At 39.1% G+C, this 20,752-nt stretch carries 15 protein-coding genes; 10 read left to right on the top strand and 5 right to left on the bottom strand.

What is annotated here, in order from left to right:
• Positions 1-276: 276 nt before the first annotated feature.
• The gene (gene ydgH / locus JI723_RS10700; RefSeq protein ID WP_070928610.1) at positions 277-1,227 is read right to left on the bottom strand and encodes a DUF1471 family protein YdgH; all 951 of its coding nucleotides are present in this window, start codon (positions 1,225-1,227) and stop codon (positions 277-279) included.
• Between the two features lie 383 nt (positions 1,228-1,610).
• Here ydgH and pntA point away from each other — a divergent pair, with 383 nt between their 5' ends.
• Positions 1,611-3,143, top strand: coding sequence for a Re/Si-specific NAD(P)(+) transhydrogenase subunit alpha (pntA, locus tag JI723_RS10695; RefSeq protein ID WP_070928608.1), 1,533 nt, complete (start codon positions 1,611-1,613; stop codon positions 3,141-3,143).
• Positions 3,144-3,156: 13 nt separating this feature from the next.
• Positions 3,157-4,545 (top strand): Re/Si-specific NAD(P)(+) transhydrogenase subunit beta, encoded by a 1,389-nt coding sequence (gene pntB / locus JI723_RS10690; protein ID WP_272579890.1) that lies wholly within the window; start codon positions 3,157-3,159, stop codon positions 4,543-4,545.
• A 63-nt stretch (positions 4,546-4,608) separates the two neighbouring features.
• Here the strand turns inward: pntB and uspE are convergent, their stop codons facing one another.
• Both uspE and JI723_RS10680 read right to left on the bottom strand, forming a co-directional pair.
• Positions 4,609-5,550: a universal stress protein UspE gene (uspE, locus tag JI723_RS10685; protein WP_070928606.1), complete on the bottom strand. Its 942-nt coding sequence runs from the start codon at positions 5,548-5,550 to the stop codon at positions 4,609-4,611.
• 132 nt (positions 5,551-5,682) lie between these two features.
• Positions 5,683-6,441, bottom strand: a complete 759-nt coding sequence (locus tag JI723_RS10680) for an FNR family transcription factor (protein ID WP_070928604.1) — start codon at positions 6,439-6,441, stop codon at positions 5,683-5,685.
• Positions 6,442-6,780: 339 nt separating this feature from the next.
• Between JI723_RS10680 and JI723_RS10675 the strand changes: the two genes are divergently transcribed.
• From JI723_RS10675 to JI723_RS10655, 5 genes are all read left to right on the top strand, one after another.
• Positions 6,781-7,791 carry an NAD(P)H-quinone oxidoreductase gene (locus tag JI723_RS10675; protein ID WP_272579799.1) on the top strand — a complete coding sequence of 337 codons (1,011 nt, stop codon included), beginning with the start codon at positions 6,781-6,783 and terminating at the stop codon, positions 7,789-7,791.
• Between the two features lie 394 nt (positions 7,792-8,185).
• The gene (locus tag JI723_RS10670) at positions 8,186-10,126 is read left to right on the top strand and encodes a pyridoxal phosphate-dependent decarboxylase family protein (RefSeq protein WP_272579800.1); all 1,941 of its coding nucleotides are present in this window, start codon (positions 8,186-8,188) and stop codon (positions 10,124-10,126) included.
• Between the two features lie 83 nt (positions 10,127-10,209).
• Positions 10,210-11,358, top strand: a complete 1,149-nt coding sequence (tyrP, locus tag JI723_RS10665) for a tyrosine transporter TyrP (RefSeq protein ID WP_272579891.1) — start codon at positions 10,210-10,212, stop codon at positions 11,356-11,358.
• Positions 11,359-11,740: 382 nt separating this feature from the next.
• Positions 11,741-12,301, top strand: a complete 561-nt coding sequence (locus JI723_RS10660) for a PadR family transcriptional regulator (protein ID WP_070928596.1) — start codon at positions 11,741-11,743, stop codon at positions 12,299-12,301.
• A complete protein-coding gene (locus tag JI723_RS10655; protein WP_272579801.1) occupies positions 12,285-12,491 on the top strand; it encodes a DEAD/DEAH box helicase in 207 nt (68 codons plus the stop codon). Before JI723_RS10660 ends, JI723_RS10655 begins: the two co-directional genes overlap by 17 nt.
• A 276-nt stretch (positions 12,492-12,767) precedes the next feature.
• On the opposite strand, the gene JI723_RS10650 is transcribed toward JI723_RS10655, so the two are convergent.
• Positions 12,768-13,697: a DUF1266 domain-containing protein gene (locus tag JI723_RS10650; protein ID WP_272579802.1), complete on the bottom strand. Its 930-nt coding sequence runs from the start codon at positions 13,695-13,697 to the stop codon at positions 12,768-12,770.
• Positions 13,698-13,929: 232 nt separating this feature from the next.
• A complete protein-coding gene (locus tag JI723_RS10645; RefSeq protein ID WP_272579803.1) occupies positions 13,930-15,666 on the bottom strand; it encodes an ABC-F family ATP-binding cassette domain-containing protein in 1,737 nt (578 codons plus the stop codon).
• A gap of 394 nt (positions 15,667-16,060) precedes the next feature.
• Here JI723_RS10645 and JI723_RS10640 point away from each other — a divergent pair, with 394 nt between their 5' ends.
• The 3 genes from JI723_RS10640 to rbbA all read left to right on the top strand — a co-directional run bounded on the left by JI723_RS10640 (position 16,061) and on the right by rbbA (position 20,748).
• Positions 16,061-16,537 carry a GNAT family N-acetyltransferase gene (locus tag JI723_RS10640; RefSeq protein ID WP_070928587.1) on the top strand — a complete coding sequence of 159 codons (477 nt, stop codon included), beginning with the start codon at positions 16,061-16,063 and terminating at the stop codon, positions 16,535-16,537.
• A 384-nt stretch (positions 16,538-16,921) separates the two neighbouring features.
• On the top strand, positions 16,922-17,992 hold the full coding sequence (locus JI723_RS10635) for an HlyD family secretion protein (RefSeq protein ID WP_272579804.1): 1,071 nt from the start codon (positions 16,922-16,924) through the stop codon (positions 17,990-17,992).
• On the top strand, positions 17,989-20,748 hold the full coding sequence (gene rbbA / locus JI723_RS10630; protein WP_337979360.1) for a ribosome-associated ATPase/putative transporter RbbA: 2,760 nt from the start codon (positions 17,989-17,991) through the stop codon (positions 20,746-20,748). Before JI723_RS10635 ends, rbbA begins: the two co-directional genes overlap by 4 nt.
• Positions 20,749-20,752: the final 4 nt, after the last annotated feature.

Raw genomic sequence — 20,752 nt, 5'->3', positions numbered from 1 at the left:
TATTTCCTGGTTATTCTACAATCAGAAGTTAAAATAACGTTAAATCTATAATTTGTCTGCGCATTTAAACTAAAACGGTTTTAAATTATAGATAGTTCATCTATTAGTACGATAAAGTGCAGGGATTCTACAAGGAAATGGCAGTTATGCAATGGGAAAATATGCACTTCTAGAAGATTTTTATTCAGATAAGAGATTGTGAATGTGGGGTAATTAATCTAGAAAGTAAAAGAGCCAGTTCTTTCGAAGCTGGCTCTTTTTAAAGCGTGATATGATTTATTTGAATAAATCAGCACTAATTGTCACACTACCACCGTTAGACTGCCACTCACGAGTGATATGGAAGTATTTAGCACCTTTCGCTTCAGCACGCTTGGCGATTTGGTAACGAACTTCAGGTGTATTGGTGTAATAGCCAGAGAAGGTAATCGAATCAAATGGTACCATTTGTGCAGCTGCCATTTTATTGACTTCTTCAATTACATAACCACTAGGTAACGTTACACTGGTTTTACCCGGAGCGCTGCTTGAAGTTTCAAAGAAACGACCAACAGCAACAGTAGGCTCCTCTGATGACGCTACACCTGGAATACGTACTTTCTTAGCGGCTTCGCCACCTTCAGCGAGTAATGCTCTACCTGCTTCTGAATCTGCGGGAACAACAGCGTCTTCAAGTTGAACTTGGCGTTTAGGAGCATCTTTTTTGTAAATATAAGCAGTTGCGAGGGTATTACCACCATCGTTTACTGCGACGTTACGCACCACATAGAATGAAGCTGCATCTTTTTCTTTGGCTTTTTTAGCAATGGCTTCGTATAGGTCAGGCTGAGAAGGGTAAAAACCATTTACAGTTACAGCATCAAACGGTTCATACTGTGCAGCATCTGCCTTTGACATTTCTTCAACACCGCCAAATACACGGCGCTTAGTTTCTTCTACTGATTTAGCATCTTTTTGGTAAAGATCTGCAACAACTCGCATATTACCGCTATCACCTACATCATCTAAGCTTTGGATATAAAAGGCATAAGCGCCCACTTTATCAGCTCGACGTGAAACGGCATCGGATGCTTCATAAATAGCATTAAAGCGCCCAGTCACAGTTATGCGCTCATAAGGTTTTAACTCTTCTGCCTGTTTGGGCGTCAGTTCAACAGCTGCCTGTGTAGCAGTAATACTGATTAATGATAACACCGCGGCTGCGATGGCCGTAGTTTTCAGCTTCATACAAAATCCTTCCGACTTGCGCAATTTATTTTAAAAGTGCTGGATCTTAGTTGTAACACATGCATGTGATTATTACACGTAACTTGCCAAGTTGTCTCATCATTTTCTTTTTATAAGAAATAAATAATGATTGACTAGTCATTATTACCAGTTTTTTTAAGCTATCCAGTGTTTTATTGACCTAAAACTAAGATTTTCACTGCGAATTCCATTTACTGTCTAAGAATCGAGATCAATTATGGATCAAGAAGCTTATTTTCAGTAGGTTATTAGGACATGATAAGAGTGTTTTGACTAAAAATAAGACTTTTCCATCTAATATGGTTAATTTTTAGTAAACCTGAATAAAGACAAAATTACTTTAGCTTTGAAAAGGGAACATTATGCGTATTGGTATACCAAGAGAACGACTTGCCAATGAAGCTCGTGTTGCTGCTACACCATCAACAGTGGCTCAGTTACTTAAACTCGGTTTCACTGTTTGTGTAGAAAAGGATGCGGGACATTTAGCTAGTTTTGATGATGTAGCATATGAGCAGGCAGGGGCCGAAATTGTTGATCGTGACACTGCATTTTCGGCTGATATTGTATTTAAAGTTAATGCACCATCAGAAGATGAAACACCATTATTTAAAGAAGGTGCAACCTTAGTAAGTTTTATTTGGCCAGCGCAAAATCCTGAATTATTAGATGCTTTAAAAGCAAGAAATATCAATGTGATGGCGATGGATGCTGTACCAAGGATTTCTCGTGCTCAAGCACTGGATGCGTTAAGTTCAATGGCCAATATTGCGGGTTATCGTGCTATTGTGGAAGCGGCTCATGAGTTTGGCCGTTTCTTTACTGGTCAAATTACTGCTGCGGGTAAAGTACCGCCAGCAAAAGTGATGATTATCGGTGCTGGTGTCGCGGGGTTAGCGGCAATTGGTGCGGCAGGTAGTCTAGGAGCCATTGTTCGTGCCTTTGATACTCGTCCTGAAGTAAAAGAGCAAGTACAAAGTATGGGTGCAGAGTTCCTTGAATTAGATTTCAAAGAAGAAGCTGGTAGTGGTGACGGTTATGCAAAAGTGATGTCAGAAGCCTTTATTAAGGCCGAAATGGCATTATTTGCAGCTCAAGCAGAAGAAGTGGATATTATTGTCACAACGGCTCTGATCCCTGGTCGTCCTGCACCTAAATTGATTACCAAAGAAATGGTTGCATCAATGAAACCGGGTAGTGTCATTGTCGATTTAGCTGCACAAACAGGTGGTAACTGTGAATTGACTCAGGCCGACAAGTTAGTTGTCACTGATAATGGCGTCAAAATCATTGGTTATACTGATTTACCGAGCCGTTTACCGACTCAATCTTCTCAACTGTATGGTACCAACCTCGTGAATTTAATGAAGTTGTTATGCAAAGAGAAGGATGGTCAAATCAACATTGATTTTGATGATTTAGTCATTCGCGGTGTCACTGTGGTTAAGCAAGGTGAAATCACTTGGCCAGCACCACCCATTCAAGTATCTGCTCAGCCGCAGGCGAAGCCTCAAGCGACAGAAAAAGCGAAAGCTCCAGAGAAGAAGAAAATGTCACCTGCGGTAAAATATAGCTTGATGGCATTGGCAATCATTCTTTTTGGTTGGTTCGCCAATTCAGCGCCAAAAGAGTTTTTATCGCATTTTACTGTGTTTGCACTGGCTTGTGTTGTGGGTTACTACGTTGTTTGGAACGTTACACATGCACTACATACGCCGTTGATGTCTGTAACAAACGCGATTTCTGGCATTATTGTTGTTGGAGCTGTGTTGCAGATAGGCTCAGGGGGATGGGTTGGTTTCCTATCCTTTATTGCCATATTGATCGCCAGTATCAATATATTCGGTGGGTTCACGGTTACCCAACGTATGTTAAAAATGTTTCGTAAAGGATAAGGGGTAACTTATGTTGTCAAGTGGAGTTGTGACAGCAGCTTATATCGTTGCTGCTATCCTATTTATTTTTAGTCTTGCAGGGCTATCGCGTCATGAGAGTTCTCAACGAGGGAATACATATGGTATTGCAGGAATGGCTATTGCCTTATTGGCAACGATCCTTGGACCAGATAGTGCCAATATCGGTTGGATGATCGTGGCTATGGTGATTGGTGCCGTAATCGGTATCCGTTTAGCCAAAAAAGTTGAAATGACAGAAATGCCTGAATTAGTTGCTATTTTACATAGCTTCGTTGGTTTAGCGGCAGTACTTGTCGGTTTCAATAGCTTTATTGCCAGTGAAGGGCATCTGGAACCCGTGATGGAAAATATCCATCTCACTGAGGTTTTTCTGGGTATTTTCATTGGGGCAGTAACCTTTACGGGGTCGATTGTCGCCTATGGTAAGCTTTCTGGTAAGATCTCATCCAAACCAATGATGCTACCAAATCGCCATAAATTGAATCTAGCGGCTTTGGTTGTCTCGTTTGTTCTGTTGCTGATCTTTGTAAAGACAAATAGTGTTGGTCTACAAGTCTTTACGATGTTGATCATGACAGTGATTGCATTAGCATTTGGTTGGCACTTAGTGGCATCAATCGGTGGCGCAGACATGCCAGTTGTTGTTTCAATGTTGAACTCATATTCAGGTTGGGCAGCGGCGGCAGCAGGCTTTATGTTAAGTAATGATCTGTTGATTGTCACAGGGGCTTTAGTTGGTTCATCAGGGGCAATACTGTCTTATATTATGTGTAAGGCAATGAATCGTTCGTTCTTTAGTGTTATTGCTGGTGGGTTTGGTACAGATGGCTCATCAACGGGCAACGAAGAAGAAATGGGTGAGTACCGTGAAACAACCGCTGAAGAAGTCGCTGAATTATTGAAAAACTCCACTTCTGTTATTATCACTCCAGGTTATGGTTTGGCAGTGGCTCAAGCACAATACCCTGTGCATGATATTACCGCGAAATTACGTGAGCGCGGTATTAACGTCCGTTTCGGTATTCATCCCGTTGCAGGGCGCTTACCCGGCCATATGAACGTGCTATTGGCTGAGGCCAAAGTACCTTATGATATCGTATTAGAAATGGATGAAATTAATGATGATTTTTCTGATACAGATACAGTATTAGTGATTGGAGCTAACGATACGGTTAACCCAGCAGCGCAAGAAGATCCAAATAGCCCAATTGCAGGTATGCCTGTTTTGGAAGTGTGGAAAGCAAATAACGTGATTGTATTTAAACGTTCAATGAATACTGGGTACGCAGGTGTGCAAAATCCATTATTCTTTAAAGAAAATACACAGATGTTGTTTGGCGATGCAAAAGCCAGTGTTGATGCAATTTTGAAATCGTTGTAAATAATAAAAGCTCTGTAGTTGATTAGCTACAGAGCTTTTTAGAACGCTAAAAGTTATGTAAGACTAATCATCAATAGTGATAGGACATACAAAACCATCTGGTTTGATTGCCAATAAATCACATTTCAGTTTATCAATCACATGTTCGGCAGTATTGCCTAGAAAAGCCGCAGAAATACCTGTGCGACCTAATATTCCAAGTACTACAACCCCTGCATGTAGCTCTTCGCACATTTCAGGGATGATTTTTTCAGGTAAGCCTTCACGAACATGGGTATATTTTTCATCAATTGAAAATTTTTGGCGTAGCTCTTTCATTGCGATGAGATGCTGACCACGTAAAGCATTGTTATAGAGGCTTGGGTCAAAATCAGGTAATTCGATAGCGATATTCATCGGTGCAACAGGGTAAGCACTGACTAAATGAATTTCCTGCTCTTTGACAATACGTGTTGCTAAATCTTTAGTTTTCTCAACTAATTTGATATTAAGGTCATCATGGTAAGACTCTTCATTCGATAAATTGACGGCAACCACAACAGAGCCATGATCCGGCCAAACTTTATCTTTCACCATCCAAACAGGGCAAGGGCATTTTCTTAATAAATGCCAATCTAGAGGTGTAAAAATAATCGATTCAAAGTTGTCTGTTTGGTGAGCCATTTTTAATAACAGATCATGTTCACCGCTAATAACTTCCTGAATAATTGCTTCATAAGGTTTATTGTGCCAAATAACTTTAATTTCTATCTCAATACCTGCTTCGAGATAGAAATGAGCTTGTTGCTTGATCCACGCAGCTTTTTGGTTAATGACCCCTTTACGCATAGCGTCCCGCTCTTCTGGGGAGAGTAAGGTCGTCATATCATAGGAAAGATCATAGATAGGTAAGAATGCTTTAATCCGTCCACCATTACGTTGCACTATATAGACAGCACGTCGTAATGCAGGTTGATCATCCTGATTTGGGTCAATTGCAACTAGGAGATTTCTATAGTTTGCCATATTAAAATCCTCATAACGGCTGGACATTCCTTAACTAAAGATAAACTAAGGTATTGAGGAAAAATAGGCAAGGATTGATAAAAAATAATAGTGAGAGGTCACAAATTGAAATTTGTGACCTGTGAAATAGCACTATGGGCAGGAGACAGTGGAAACTTTACCAGCAATATCAGTTAGTTTTTCCATATCTTCGATAGTAATGTATTTACCTTTCACACTTAACATACCGCTTTTTTGGAAACGTCCTAAAAGACGGCTAATGGTCTCAACGGTAAGGCCTAAATAGTTACCAATATCACCACGAGTCATGGTCAAACGGAACTCTCTAGGAGAGAAACCACGTTCTGCAAAACGATGAGATAAATTAAGAATAAATGCAGCTAAACGTTCTTCAGCATTTTTCTTAGACAATAAAAGGATCATTTCTTGATCACCTTTTATTTCTCCACTCATCAAACGCATAATTTGTTGACGCAGATTCGGCATTTTGCCTGACAAATCATCAAGTGTTTCAAATGGAATTTCACAAACCATTGATGTTTCAAGGGCTTGTGCGAAACTTGGGTGCTGTGTATGTATAATTGCATCAAAACCAACCAAATCACCTGCTAAATGGAAACCGGTAATTTGCTCATCACCTTCTTCAGTGATGGTATAGCTTTTGATTGTTCCTGAGCGGATGGCATACAAAGAACGTAATTCATCGCCAGCCTTGAATAATGCTTGGCCTTTTTGGATAGGTTTTTTACGTTCGATAATATTATCAAGTTGATCCAGTTCGTGTTCATTCAATGTGAAAGGAATGCATAGTTGGCTAATACTACAATCCTGACAATGAATAGCACAGCCACCAGACTGGATGCGACGAACAACTCTTTTTTCTGGGATCATATTAAATGCTCAATACAAGTTAAAATTATTGATATGAGTCAATTTTAACATAAGATAAAGCGACTGATAAGTAGAAAGATAAAACAGAATTATCTAGAAAAGAAAATCGTATAAAAACAAAAGAGTTGAGCAATTACGCACAAATATAAATAACTTTATGATATTATTAATTTAACTTAAGCGGTAATAAAACAGAAAAAACGCTAATAGGTAAAATGGATAGTCTCACTCATATTTATTTGAAATTCATATTTTGACAATCATAAAATTAACATTCCCCCTAATATTTAAACAAACTTGTAATATTAGGTTTAAATTGAAAGTTCCTAGGAGCCATAAATGGAAAATAACCAATTAAATATTCCCACTACGATGAAAGTCGTCGACGTTATTACTCCTGGTAGTGCAGATAAATTGCAAATTATTGAGCAACCTTTACCTGTTGTTACTGAAGGCTATTTACTAGTTAAAGTTGAAGCCGCTGGGGTTAATCGACCGGATGTTTTGCAACGTATGGGAGCTTATCCACCGCCTTCGGATGCATCGCCAATTTTAGGGTTAGAAATTGCGGGGGTTATTGTTGCCAAAGCCGATGATGTAGAGCAGTGGCAGATTGGAGAGCGAGTCTGTGCGCTAGTAGCTGGAGGGGGTTACGCAGAATACTGTTTGGTACATAAAGACATCGCATTACCTTTAGGTAATTTATCTTTTATTGAAGGTGCTGCGGTACCTGAAAACTTTTTTACTGTCTGGGCCAATGTATTTCAAATAGGTAAATTATCTAAAGGCGAAAGCGTTTTGATCCATGGCGGAACATCTGGGATAGGCTCTGTGGCTATTATGCTGGCGAAAGCGTTTGGTGCGACAGTAATAACTACCGTTGGTTCTGTCGAGAAGGCGGAAGTCGCTAAATCATTAGGTGCTGATTGTATCATTAATTACCGAAATGATGATTTTGTTCAAAAAACGCTTGAATATACCCATTCACGAGGCGTTGATATGGTTGTTGACATTGTGGGTGGTGATTATGTAGCTAAAAATTATCAGGTTGCTGCTAAGTTCGGCAGGATCATACAGATTGGTATGATGCAGGGAAATCCTAAAAACCTTAATTTAATGCCATTAATGTTAAAACGATTGATTCACACCGGTTCAACGATGCGTTCCCGTACTATCGCCGAGAAGGCGAGTATCGCTCAGGAATTAAAAGAGCAGGTATGGGGCATGTTGCAAAAAGGTGAATTAAAACCTTTTGTTAACAAAATATATCCATTGAGTGCAGTGATTGATGCGCATTTGTATATGGAATCAGGCGATTTATATGGAAAAATAGTGTTAACAAACAACTGATTAAATTTAATCTTACTTTTTGAAAACCATGGTAAACTCGTGTTATCATGGTTGGTTTACATGCCTCATCTATAACAATTCTTTTACATTTTCAAGCTATTTTGGCGTAAATATCTCTTTACAGCAGACAATTTTTCTAAATTTTGTTCTTGCGCACAAATCCGATTTAAATAAAGAAACGTTTATTAATATTTTAATAAATATGGATTATATCTATACCTAAGTTGGCTTTTTAACGGTTTGTCTATCAAAAATTTCTAACTGACAACAATATTATTAATATATTCTTGTCTTTTAAAGACATGTATTCCGTTATATCACTTTCCAATGATAGTAGTTACCTAAATTAAATATGACCTTTCATCATGGGTGATAATTTAAAGGTGTAGTGATAATGACAAATTTTAATAACTCAAAAATGAACGTAGATGCGTTATTCCTTGGGCCTAAATCTGAAAATGCAGTGTTTTTCAAAGAGATGATGGAATACGCAGTCACTGAACATATGCATTGGCGCTCTGGTTACCATCCTGAAGATCCTGAATATGTGACTACGGTTGACCGTTATGCCCCCGATTACCGGGATACTTTATATCGTACCGAAGGTATTTTAAATCAACTATCCTCAAAGCTAAAAACAACGTCAATTCCTTGGTTTTCACCGCGTTATATGGGGCACATGAATGCGGACACCTTGATGATTTCCAATCTCGCCTATGTTATGGCAATGATGTATAACCCAAATAATTGTGCTCAAGAATCTTCACCGACAACAACTCAATTAGAGCTAGAAGCAGGGTTAGATCTGTGTGCTATGTTTGGTTATGACGTAAATCGCTCTTGGGGGCATATTACCTCGGGGGGGACCGTTGCTAATTATGAGGGGCTATGGGTTGCTCGTAATATTAAAACGTTACCATTAGCAATGTCTAAACACCCACAGGCACAGCATTTGTTAAAAGATAAAACAGAAAGGGCATTATTAAATATGCCAACTAATGCTGTTTTAGATTTGATTGATGAATTAAAGAAAAAAGGTATCTTCGAAGAAGTTAGAGATATGACGTGCCGAGGTGAGGGGGTTGAACAAGGCAAATTAGGTAAATTGCTTGTTCCACAGTCGAAGCACTACTCATGGCTAAAAGCGATGGATATCTTGGGATTAGGGCAGCAAAATATCGTTCAACTGCCTGTTGATGATAGCTACCGCACCGATACAGCTCAAATGAGGCAAATTGTGTTTTCATTAATTGAGCAAGGTGAGCCTATTTTAGCCGTTGTCGCTGTGGTTGGAACAACGGAAACCGGTGCAATTGACAATGTAGCTGAACTGATTGCTTTACGTAAAGAATGTGAGTCGCGTTTTGGCATCTCTTTTTATATACATATTGATGCTGCTTATGCAGGTTACGCATGTGCCATGTTCAGAGATGAAAACAATCAATTTATTGAATATGAGATGTTGATCCAGCGTTATCATAATGAAGGTATTTTTCCCCCAGATATTGTTTGGCCTAAGCGGGATGTCTACCAAAGTTTTAGAGCTTTGCAGGAAGCCGATTCCATCACCGTTGATCCTCACAAAGTCGGCTTTATTCCTTATGCAGCTGGCGCTATTTGCATGAAAGATAAACGTATTGTTGATCTTATTTCTTACCATGCGGCTTATGTTTTCGAAGAAGTTGTAGAAAAAGGGCGAAAAACAGAAAAACCACAAAATGTTTTGTTAGGTTCTTCGATCATGGAAGGCTCAAAAGCGGGGGCAACTGCTGCGGCAGTATGGGCTGCTCACCGCTTAGTACCTTTAAATATACTTGGTTATGGCAAGGTGATAGCCGCTGGACTCACCACGGCAAACTGGTTGATCGAAAGCATGAATGCCTCCGCGCCACTTGAAATCGAAGAGCGTAAATTTGAAATTGTGACGATGCCAGCCCCTGATTTTCATATGGTTAATTTTATGTTCAAGGAAGTGGGGAATCGTTCCTTAGAAAAGCAAAATCAGCTTAATAAACGACTTTATGAATTATGTTCCTATGCTGCTGGCCGTTCTTATACAAACGATTTTCTCACTTCATCGACGTCGCTAACCGCTGAAGAGTATGGTGATAACCCTCAAAATTTTTGTCGACTCATGGGGTTTAGCGATCAGGAATGGGAAAAAACACACTCACTGTATGTTTTGCGTGCCGCCATTATGACTCATTGCTTGCGTGATAAGCAGCACTTTAGCGATTTTTGGCAAGAGCTAAAGGGGATTTTCGTAAGCAAATTACAGCAACTTATAGATGAAGAAAATAAAGTCACTCATTCAAAACAAAAAATAACTCTATAGGCCATTTGGTTTAGGAACTCAATATGAAGAATCGTACACTTGGTAGTGTTTTTATTGTTGCAGGTACGACAATCGGTGCAGGTATGCTTGCGATGCCTATCGCAGCGGCAGGTAACGGTTCATTAGTTAGCTTAGTGATGCTGTTCGCGCTATGGGCACTGATGTGTTATACCGCTTTGTTATTAGTTGAAGTGTATCAACATGAGTCTTATGAAACTGGTATAGGCAGTGTCGCACAGCGTTATTTAGGCTCAGGCGGTAAATTCATTACTGGTTTTAGCATGATGTTTTTGATGTATGCACTTACCGCGGCTTATGTTAGTGGAGCAGGTGAAATTATCACGTCTAATTTAAAAAGCAGTTTCGCGATTGAAATGGCTGATTGGATGGGGATTGTTATTTTCACTGTTATCGGAGGCGGTGTCGTCTGTTTTGGGACTTCTTCCGTCGATTTTATCAACCGTATATTATTCGCTGCAAAAATCGTTTTTTTAGTAATTATTTTGGCTCTAATGATGCCACATGTTGAGCAACAAAATTTATTATCAGCGCCAACAGAAAAAGTGCTTATTCTGTCTGCTATTCCTGTCTTTTTCACTTCCTTTGGCTTTCATGGTAGTGTGCCAAGTATTGTCAAATATATGGGTGGCAACGTGAAAAAATTACGGATAATTTTTATTATCGGTAGTGCTATCCCGTTGATTGCTTATATTCTGTGGCAAATAGCGACATTAGGTAGTATTGATACCACCACTTTCGTTGGCATATTGGCAGAGAATTCAGGTTTAAATGGTTTACTTGATGCTATTCGTAATGTGGTTATGTCAGGTAGAACGGAATTTATCGCTCAGATGTTTATGAGTTTAGCTTTAGCAACCTCATTTTTAGGTGTGGCATTAGGGCTATTTGATTTCCTTGCTGATTTATTTAAGCGTCAAGACAATATGTCAGGCCGTCTACAAACAGGATTACTGACTTTTATCCCTCCATTAGTGTTTGCCTTGTTTTACCCTAAAGGGTTTGTGATGGCATTAGGGTTCGCCGCTATTGCATTATCGATTCTTGCTTTATTATTACCGAGTGCAATGGCATTCAAATCACGATTAACTAACGATAAAAAATATCAAGTTAAAGGTGGGGCACCTGCGTTATTTATTGTCTTTGTATGCGGCATAATCGTTATTGGTGTTCAGTTTGGGATTGCATTTAACTTATTGCCGAATATTGGTTAGTAGTAAAATAGTTTATTAAGGTAAAAACCAATCGCAATTAGAATGCGATTGGTTTTTTATTTCTAGAATCTAATCGTCATGGTCAAAATTTGATTACTGGTATTATGTATATATTGGAGGGCTTTTCAGCTATCAATATGAACAATTGAAATGATAGCTATAGAAAAGAAGCTTATTTTGGTAGAGTAAGCAAGTAGATAAAAAGATAGTTATCAATTGAATGTGCACTCTCGTCACCGCATTTTTCATGCATCCATATAATAATAATTCTCATTAGCATTTTATGCAAAAAAACAGATATATCTAAACTGGTATTTTTTGCAAATTAGACTATGATATCGATATATCGGTTTTAAAGCTGTATAGATAACTGAGAGTACAAATGACAGATGAACAACCGGCAGAGCAGTGTGCTTGCGATGGTAAAAGTTTAAGCAGAATGTTTAACCCGAAACAGCTGCGTATTTATATTCTGTATTTATTAGCGGATGGGTCGAATTACGGTTATGAGTTAATCAAAAAAATAGCAGCAGAAACAGCAGGGTTTTATTGTCCAAGTCCTGGGGTCATTTATCCAACCTTAACATTACTGGAAGAGTTGGGTTTTATTGTGGCTCAAAAAGAGCAAGGGAAAGGACGAAAATGCTTTTCACTGACCCCTGAAGGTAAATGTTTCTTATTGCTAAAGGCTGATATTTTAGAACAAGTCAAACATAAGCTGAACTATGCACAAGAGTTAAAAGCAGGCAATCAGCACGCCAAAGAGATAGAGCTTGCCGTAGAGAAATTTAAGTCGTTGTTGAGACATAAAATTGTTTTGCAACAACTGAGTTTAGATCAGTCAAAGCAAGTTGTTGAAATTATTAATCGCGCAGTAGAGCGTATCGAACAGGTGAACTCCGTGTTGACAAATGAAGGAAATGAACATGGCAAAAACCAATGAAATTATTCAAGCTAAAGGGCCTTCTTATATGAAAGATACTGTAAAAAAAACCTCGGAAGAGCATAAAGAAGTCGCAAAAGAAAATACGGAAGAATTTTCAAGCAAAAAAGCTACTTTTAAAGAGGTTGTGTGTCCTAAAGTACCGACTTCTTACTTTAAAAGAGCAAAGCGTCAGCGCAACGGTAAATAGCAGAGCCACTAGCCAATAAATTTATTATTCATGGCTGGGTTTTGTACATAACAAAATATCGTATCGTTATTTTGTTATGAAAGCTCTTATCCTAATAAGAGGATAAGAGGCTATGAAAATAAAATTAGTATGGTAGATGAGAGTTGCTTTGTATTTTGTATTAGGAGTTGATACCCATATCAAAGCTAGTAACTCTCAATTCTTTAGATGGAGCTGTCAAATCTCGCAGAGGCTAATTGGCTTTTTTGAAAAAAAACCATCATTGTCATTGGGTAATTAGCTATCAAGTCGGCTTGAGATTAAACGCTGTGATATAGATGCTTCAAGTTGTGATAATGAAACAGGCGTACCGTCTTCAGTTGTAAAGCCCACCCCAGCCACTGCTCGGGTAAAAGACTCTAAATCCATAGCGGGTAGATTGAGATCCCAAGTCTCTTGGGTTATCGGGTAACTGGTATCAAATAATATTTCTTGAATTTTATCTGCAAACTCTTGCTGACTTTCGGACCAATTACTATCATTAGCCGCCCATAGCCAGCGTGTTTGAAGGAAATTTCCCCAAAAATCCTCCCATCCAGTATAAATACGTTTGATCATAGACGCGCTCATCAGTGACCAATCTTGTGCTTCTTGTATCGTAATATAACCCGCGCGGCACCCATCAAGACACAATTTGCTGAAGCGGACAAAATCCCAAGCAATATATTTGACGTTACAGATATCATTGACGTTCTTATCCATCATTTCTATACGCCAAAGTTGTTCTTTTTTATTTTCTTCAGAATCGGATGAGTTTTCTACTTCTTGAATGATGTCTTGTAACTCAACTTTATTTGCATATGACACTTGGTCACGTAATAAATAATAATTATTTGTATGGCCTGATGTTATTAACCAATAAAGTTGCTGGATGAGGCTGTAGCGATCAAATACTCCCCAAGCCTGTGATAGTCCACCGTCATGTGGTCCTTTATTATAATCGTTATAGGCATGTCCATTAAAGCATGAATACGGTAGGCTTAAAATCAGCCCCCATTCATTTGGTTTTAGCGTTGGAGTGTCAATTTCAAGAGATTCGGATATATGACCGAGCTGAGGTTCTGCTTCGGAAAAAGATGTGATTGTTGATGTTTCTGATGTATATTTTTTCAAAAAATAGAAAATAATAGCAATAACTATAGCAATTATAACGCCAATACCGATCATTTTTGTCCCACTGATTTTATGTTTTACGTATAAATAGAGTTTTTATTTGAATGAACTCACTTCAATTAAAGTGATGTTGTTGTCACCGACGCAAGATGCTTAACATATCCTTTATTATCGATATATTAATTAAATTTTTAGTGGAAAGATACGCTATAAAATGAAGCATTATTAGAACTAATAGGCCCCCTGATAAATATTCTACAGGAGGCCTTTATTTTATGAGCTCAATTTAGAGGTTTAATTGTGCCTGTATTTTTTCTATTTCATCCATCCATTGTTGCTGAAGTTGTGGTTTTTGATGTGCTAATTTACGTTGCTTATCAGCTTGCAGCTTTTCTTCAAGTTGTAATAATGTTTCTAACAGTTCATCTTCATGGGAAGCCATTTCAGTGATTGTTGTTTCAGCTGGAGAGAAACGGCTAGCTTCAGTAATATTATTTGACTGAGATTGCATTTCTATCTGCTGATATATTTCATTCACATCAAGATATTCTTCTAGCCGATTATCATTGATATACCAAAAACGTTGGCAACTATTTTCGATTAACCATTTATCATGGCTAACCACCAGTAGTGCACCTTCGAATTGTGAAATTTGTTCACTTAGAGCTTCTTTCCCTTCTAAATCAAGATGGTTAGTAGGTTCATCTAACAAAATTAGCTCATATTGAGCGAGACTTAAGCCAATAAATAACAGCCTTGCACGCTCTCCACCACTTAATGTCGCCACCTTTTGTTGATGGCGGTTGTAAGCAAAACCGGCACTAATGAGGGCCATTTTACGTTGTTCATCGACTAAGGTAGCAAATGGCCTCAAAGCGTCTGACAAACTATCATCATCATTCAACTGGTGTAGTTGTTGGTCATAATAGCCTGTACTGATTGCTGGATGAAACTTAACTTGTGAGCCATAACGCATATCATGTTGAAAACGTTGCCATAACAAACGTAACAACGTCGATTTACCACAGCCATTAGCTCCAATAATCGCGATACGGTCGCCACTTTTTACTTGATGAAATCCAGTCGTAAACAGAGGATTTCCATTGGGGGTTTCAATGTGAGCGTTATCAAGCTCTAATACTCTGTCAGCCGGAATCGACTTACCGTTTAGTGCTAGTTTCCATTGATAACCTTCAGTTAGCTCTGTTTGTGCATCTTTTAGTTTATCAATGTGTTTTTCCATTTGCTTAGCTTTACGGGAAAGACCTTCGTTGTCATAAACATGCCCCCATATTGCTAAACGTTTGGCGCTTGAAGCTATACGGTCAATTTCTTTTTGTTCTGCTTGGTGGCGTTGTGCATCACTGATGTCTTTTTGATTCAGCGCTTGACGTGCCGCAGTACAAGCAAGTCGGAAGAAATGCAATGTTTTATCGCGTAGGATCCATGTGCTGTTCGTCACTTTATCAAGTAGTTCTTGATCATGTGATACTAAAACAAAGCTACCTTTCCAATTATGCAAGAAGTTACCTAGCCAAATTAATGTTGGTAGATCCAAGTGGTTGCTTGGTTCATCTAATAGCATTAAATCAGGTTGTTGAATTAAAGCACGACCTAACAGCAAACGTGTATGTTGACCGCCACTAATTTGATTCGCTTTTTGTTCCCATTGACTTTCATTGAAGCCTAAATCCGTTAATAAGATTTCTGCTCGCCAGCGTTCTGTTTGTCGTTCATGAATTGGCAACTGATGCATGATGGCATCGATCAATGACAGGCAAGCGACGTCATCAGGTAAATGTTGCTCAATATAGCTAGTCACGCATTGAGTTGCGTAAACAATGCTACCGCTGCGAGGGGACAATTTGCCAGTTAATAGCTTTAATAATGTACTTTTACCGCTACCATTATGGCCAATTAAGCCAATACGATCGCCTGCTTTTAAGGTGAAATCGATATCGCTCAGTAATGATGTGGTAGATGTATCATAGTTTAATGATTTTACAGATAATAATGTGCTCATAGCTTACTCAATTTTTAGGCATAGCAATGCCAGGGTATAGTCAGAACGACAACCCAGTAAGCTGAGGAAGGTTTCCTTGAGTCACTTCGCTCAGGCAGGGTTATCGCAGTGTATCACTGTGAAAGCCTGAGCTTTGGCGATTACCAAAGAAGTGTGAATAGTCAATAAGATCACACAACATCATAATAAGCCTCCTTGTTTTTTCCTGTGTTGAACAATGTTTACATGATAACAAACTAAATAAATTATTATCAATGGCAATGTGTCATGGTGTTTAATTACTGTTGTAAATAGTTCTAATACGTTGAGTTATTTCATTAATAAAACTACTAGTCGTTATAGAGAAAAGAAATAATGAAGTAAAATCTATTCAGATACACTAAGGGAACAAAAAATGAACGTTGAAATCAAACCTGCTACATTAAAAGATGCCTCTTTGATCCTCGATATGATCATCGAACTCGCGGAATATGAAAAGGCACGCCATGAAGTTAAAGCATCAGTGACAGATATCGAAAACTCACTTTTTGGTGATAATTCAAACACTGAAGCACTAATTTGTTATGTTGACGGTAAGCCTGCTGGCTATGCTGTATTTTTCTCCAGTTATTCCACATGGTTAGGAAACAATGGAATTTACTTGGAAGATTTATATGTTTCTCCGAATTATCGTGGAGCAGGTGCGGGTAAAAAACTATTAAAATATATTGCTGAAATTGCCAGCGAAAGAAAATGCCAGCGTTTAGAGTGGAGCGTATTGGATTGGAACCAACCAGCAATTGACTTTTATAATAGTATTGGTGCTGAGCCTCAAGCTGAATGGATCCGTTATCGTATGGATGAGCAGTCTATTGCTAAATTCGTAAACTAATTTCCACCCAAAGTTAATTTTATAACAAAATAATGCTAACAATTTTTTTTGTTAGCATTATTTTTTTTGTGTTTAATCTATTTTTTATGCAATAAGTGCCAAGTCGGGAAATTAATGTTTTGAATATGGCAATTTGTGATATATGTGCTATTTTACTTAAGGTGAATTAAGGTAAAATGCTGTTAAATTAAATAGATAGAAATTGATTTCTTACAGATCTAAAGTGGAGTGTCGTAATAAGAGGGTTGTATAATAATATATTTTAGTCATTTTTTATTTTCTTTGTTTTATTATTTTAAGTACAACTAAATTAGTTACGCAATACTGAAATATTAAATTAAAAATTAGTTATTTTCTTTCACAAAAGAGAAAAGAAGGGATGGTATGAAAGTAAATAAACAGAAGATCGTTTTTTATGTTGTCATTATTTTGATTATTGCCTTGGGTGGTTATTATTATTGGAGCGTTAACTCCAGCAACTTACCTGCCGGTTTTGCTCAAAGCAATGGCCGTATAGAGGCAACAGAAATCGATATTGCGACTAAAATGGCAGGGCGGATTGAATCCATTACAGTAAGAGAAGGGGATTTTGTTAAAGAAGGGCAAATTCTTGCTAAAATGGATACCCGAGCATTGCAAGAGCAGCTTCATGAAGTTCAAGCGCAATTACGTCAAGCAATTAGCAACGTATCAACGGCTGAGTCAGGTTTGGTTCAGCGTCAAAGTGAAAGATTAGCCGCACAAGCCGTGGTTCGTCAGCGTGAAGCAGAACTCGATGCTGCTCAAAAACGCTTGAATCGCTCTCGCGCACTTGTAAGAACTAAAGCCGTTTCACAACAACAAGTCGATGATGATACCGCTCAAATGCAAGGCGCTAGAGCCGCATTAGAAGCGGCGAAAGCCCAAGTGGCCGCTTCACTTGCCGCGATTGATTCAGCAAAAGCGGGTGTTGTACAAGCAAAAACCCGTGTTGATGCTGCGACTGCTACAGAACGACGTATCACTGCTGATTTAGATGATAGTGTACTTAAAGCACCACGTAATGGACGTATTCAATATCGCGTTGCAGAGCCCGGAGAAGTATTAGGTGCAGGTGGTCGTGTACTAAATATGGTTGATCTCAGTGATGTTTACATGACTTTCTTTCTACCAACCGAAGATGCAGGAAAAGTCGCATTGGGTAGTGAAGTCCATATTGTATTAGATGCGGCACCGAATATTGTGATCCCTGCTAAAACGACATTTGTGGCAAGCGTTGCTCAATTCACACCAAAAACAGTAGAAACTCAAAATGAACGTTTGAAGTTAATGTTCCGTGTGCGTGCACGCATTTCACCTGAATTATTAGAACAGCATCTTGAATATGTTAAAACGGGTTTGCCGGGCAAAGCTTATGTTCGTTTAGATCCTGATGTTCAATGGCCAACCGATCTTGAGGTGAGGCTCCCACAATGACCTATAATTTGATGGATGATGTGATCGTAGATTTAAGCCATGTCAGCCAACATTATGGTGATAATTGTGCGTTGGATGACATTACGTTATCAATACCTGCAAGGAAAATGGTTGGTTTAATTGGCCCTGATGGTGTGGGTAAATCTAGTTTGATTTCTTTGATTGCAGGTGCAAGAGAGATCCAACAAGGAACGGTAATTGTGTTAGGGGGCGATATGGCAGACAAAGAGCACCGTCGTGCTGTTTGCCCGAAAATAGCCTATATGCCTCAAGGGTTAGGAAAAAACCTCTATCACACACTTTCAGTTTATGAAAACGTGGATTTTTTTGGTCGTTTATTTGGGCAATCCAAAGAAGAACGTCAATATAGAATCAATGACTTACTTGAAAGTACAGGGTTAGCGCCATTTAAAGACCGCCCAGCAGGTAAACTTTCTGGCGGGATGAAACAAAAACTTGGTTTGTGCTGTGCGTTAATTCATGACCCCGATTTATTGATACTTGACGAACCAACCACTGGTGTTGACCCCTTATCGCGTGCTCAGTTTTGGGATCTGATTGAACGAATTCGTGAGCGACAAACAAATATGAGCGTGCTCGTAGCTACCGCGTATATGGAAGAGGCGGAACGTTTTGATTGGTTAGTGGCAATGGATGATGGCAAAGTGATGGCAACAGGCCATGCCTCAGAGCTTAAGTCGCAAACTCAATGTGACGATTTAGAGGCTGCGTTTATTGCATTGCTACCAGAAGAAAAACGTAGTGGTCATAAAAAAGTGGTTATTCCACCACGAGATACTTCAGCGGATGATGTGATAGCGATTGAAGCACAAGATCTCACGATGCGTTTTGGACAATTTGTTGCTGTTGACCATGTTAATTTCAAAATACCTAAAGGGGAAATCTTTGGTTTTCTAGGTTCTAACGGTTGTGGTAAATCCACGACCATGAAAATGCTGACAGGTTTGCTACAAGCAAGCGAAGGGCAAGCATGGTTGTTTGGACAAGAAATCGATCCTAAAGATATTGAAACGCGTAAGCGCGTTGGTTACATGTCGCAAGCGTTTTCACTCTATAGTGAATTGAGTGTAGAGCAAAACTTAGTCCTACACGCTAAATTATTTCACATTCCCGAAGAACAAATTAAGCAACGTGTCGATGAAATGTGTCAGCGTTTCGAATTAGAAGATGTACGTGACACTATGCCAGATGACCTACCGCTAGGTATCCGTCAACGGTTATCGTTAGCTGTGGCTGTGATCCACAAGCCTGAAATGCTCATTCTAGATGAACCGACGTCGGGTGTTGACCCAGTTGCGAGGGATATGTTCTGGAACTTGATGGTAGACCTTTCCAGACGTGACGGCGTCACTATTTTTATCTCCACTCACTTTATGAATGAAGCGGAGCGTTGTGACCGTATTTCACTGATGCATGCAGGGAAGGTACTTGATTGTGATACACCAAATAACCTGATTAAAAAACGTGGACTGGATACACTAGAAGAAACATTTATTGTTTATCTACAAGAGGCGGTTGGAGATGCTGGGTCAACAAAAGATGATACTGTTCCCGAATTCCATGTTGACCCTGAACTCAAAAAACAAACTGATGAGGCGCTAAAAAGTCGTTTTAGCTTGCGTCGCTTGTTTAGTTATAGCATTCGAGAAGGTATGGAGCTGCGTCGTGATCCTGTACGTTCAACATTAGCATTACTGGGTACTGTGATTTTGATGTTTATCATGGGGTATGGGATCAGTATGGACGTAGAGAATTTACGTTTTTCCGTCCTTGATCGTGACCAAACAGGACTTAGCCAAGGATATACATTGAACCTTGCTGGCTCGCGTTATTTTATTGAGCAACCTCCGCTGAAAGATTATGACGAGTTAGAAACCGCTTTACGTAGCGGCAAAGTCACCGTTGCGCTTGAAATTCCGCCTAATTTTGCTCGTGATGTTGCTAAAGGGCATAACGTAAAAATCGGTGTGTGGGTTGATGGGGCAATGCCTAATAGAGCTGAAACGGTACGTGGTTATGTGCAAGCGATGCATTTAGCATGGTTAAGTACAATGGCGGCCAAACAACCAGTGGGTGTCGCTGGTATGCCAGTGATTGATATTCAAACGCGCTATCGTTACAACCCAGATGTTAAGAGCTTACCGGCGATCGTTCCAGCAGTCATTCCATTATTGTTGATGATGATCCCTGCAATGCTCAGTGCTCTTAGCGTGGTACGGGAAAAAGAGCTGGGTTCGATGATTAACCTTTATGTTACCCCGATCACCAAATTGGAGTTTTTATTGGGTAAACAGCTTCCTTATATTTTATTAGGGATGTTTAACTTTTTGATGCTGTGTGCGCTCAGTGTTTTTGTATTTGGCGTGAGTTTTAAAGGTAGCTTCTTAACTCTAACATTAGCCGCATTTTTATATATCACGATTGCAACAGGAATGGGGCTTTTGATTTCCTGTTTTATGAAAAGCCAAATTGCGGCGATTTTCGGTACTGCTATCATCACACTGATCCCAGCCACCCAATTTTCAGGCATGATTGATCCAGTATCATCATTGGAGGGTATTGGTCGTTGGGTTGGTATGGTTTATCCAACTTCACATTTTTTGACGATCACGCGAGGAACTTTCTCTAAAGGATTAAATTTGTTTGACTTACAAGCCTCCTTTATTCCTTTATTGATAACAATTCCAATTGTGATTGGCCTCAGTGTCATTTTCCTGAAAAAACAGGAGTCTTAACTGA

Origin of the sequence: Providencia manganoxydans, from assembly GCF_016618195.1 — a bacterium.
Lineage (GTDB): Bacteria > Pseudomonadota > Gammaproteobacteria > Enterobacterales > Enterobacteriaceae > Providencia > Providencia manganoxydans.
The sequence above is the reverse complement of the archived record's forward strand: the minus strand, read 5'-3'. Positions and strand labels throughout refer to the sequence as shown.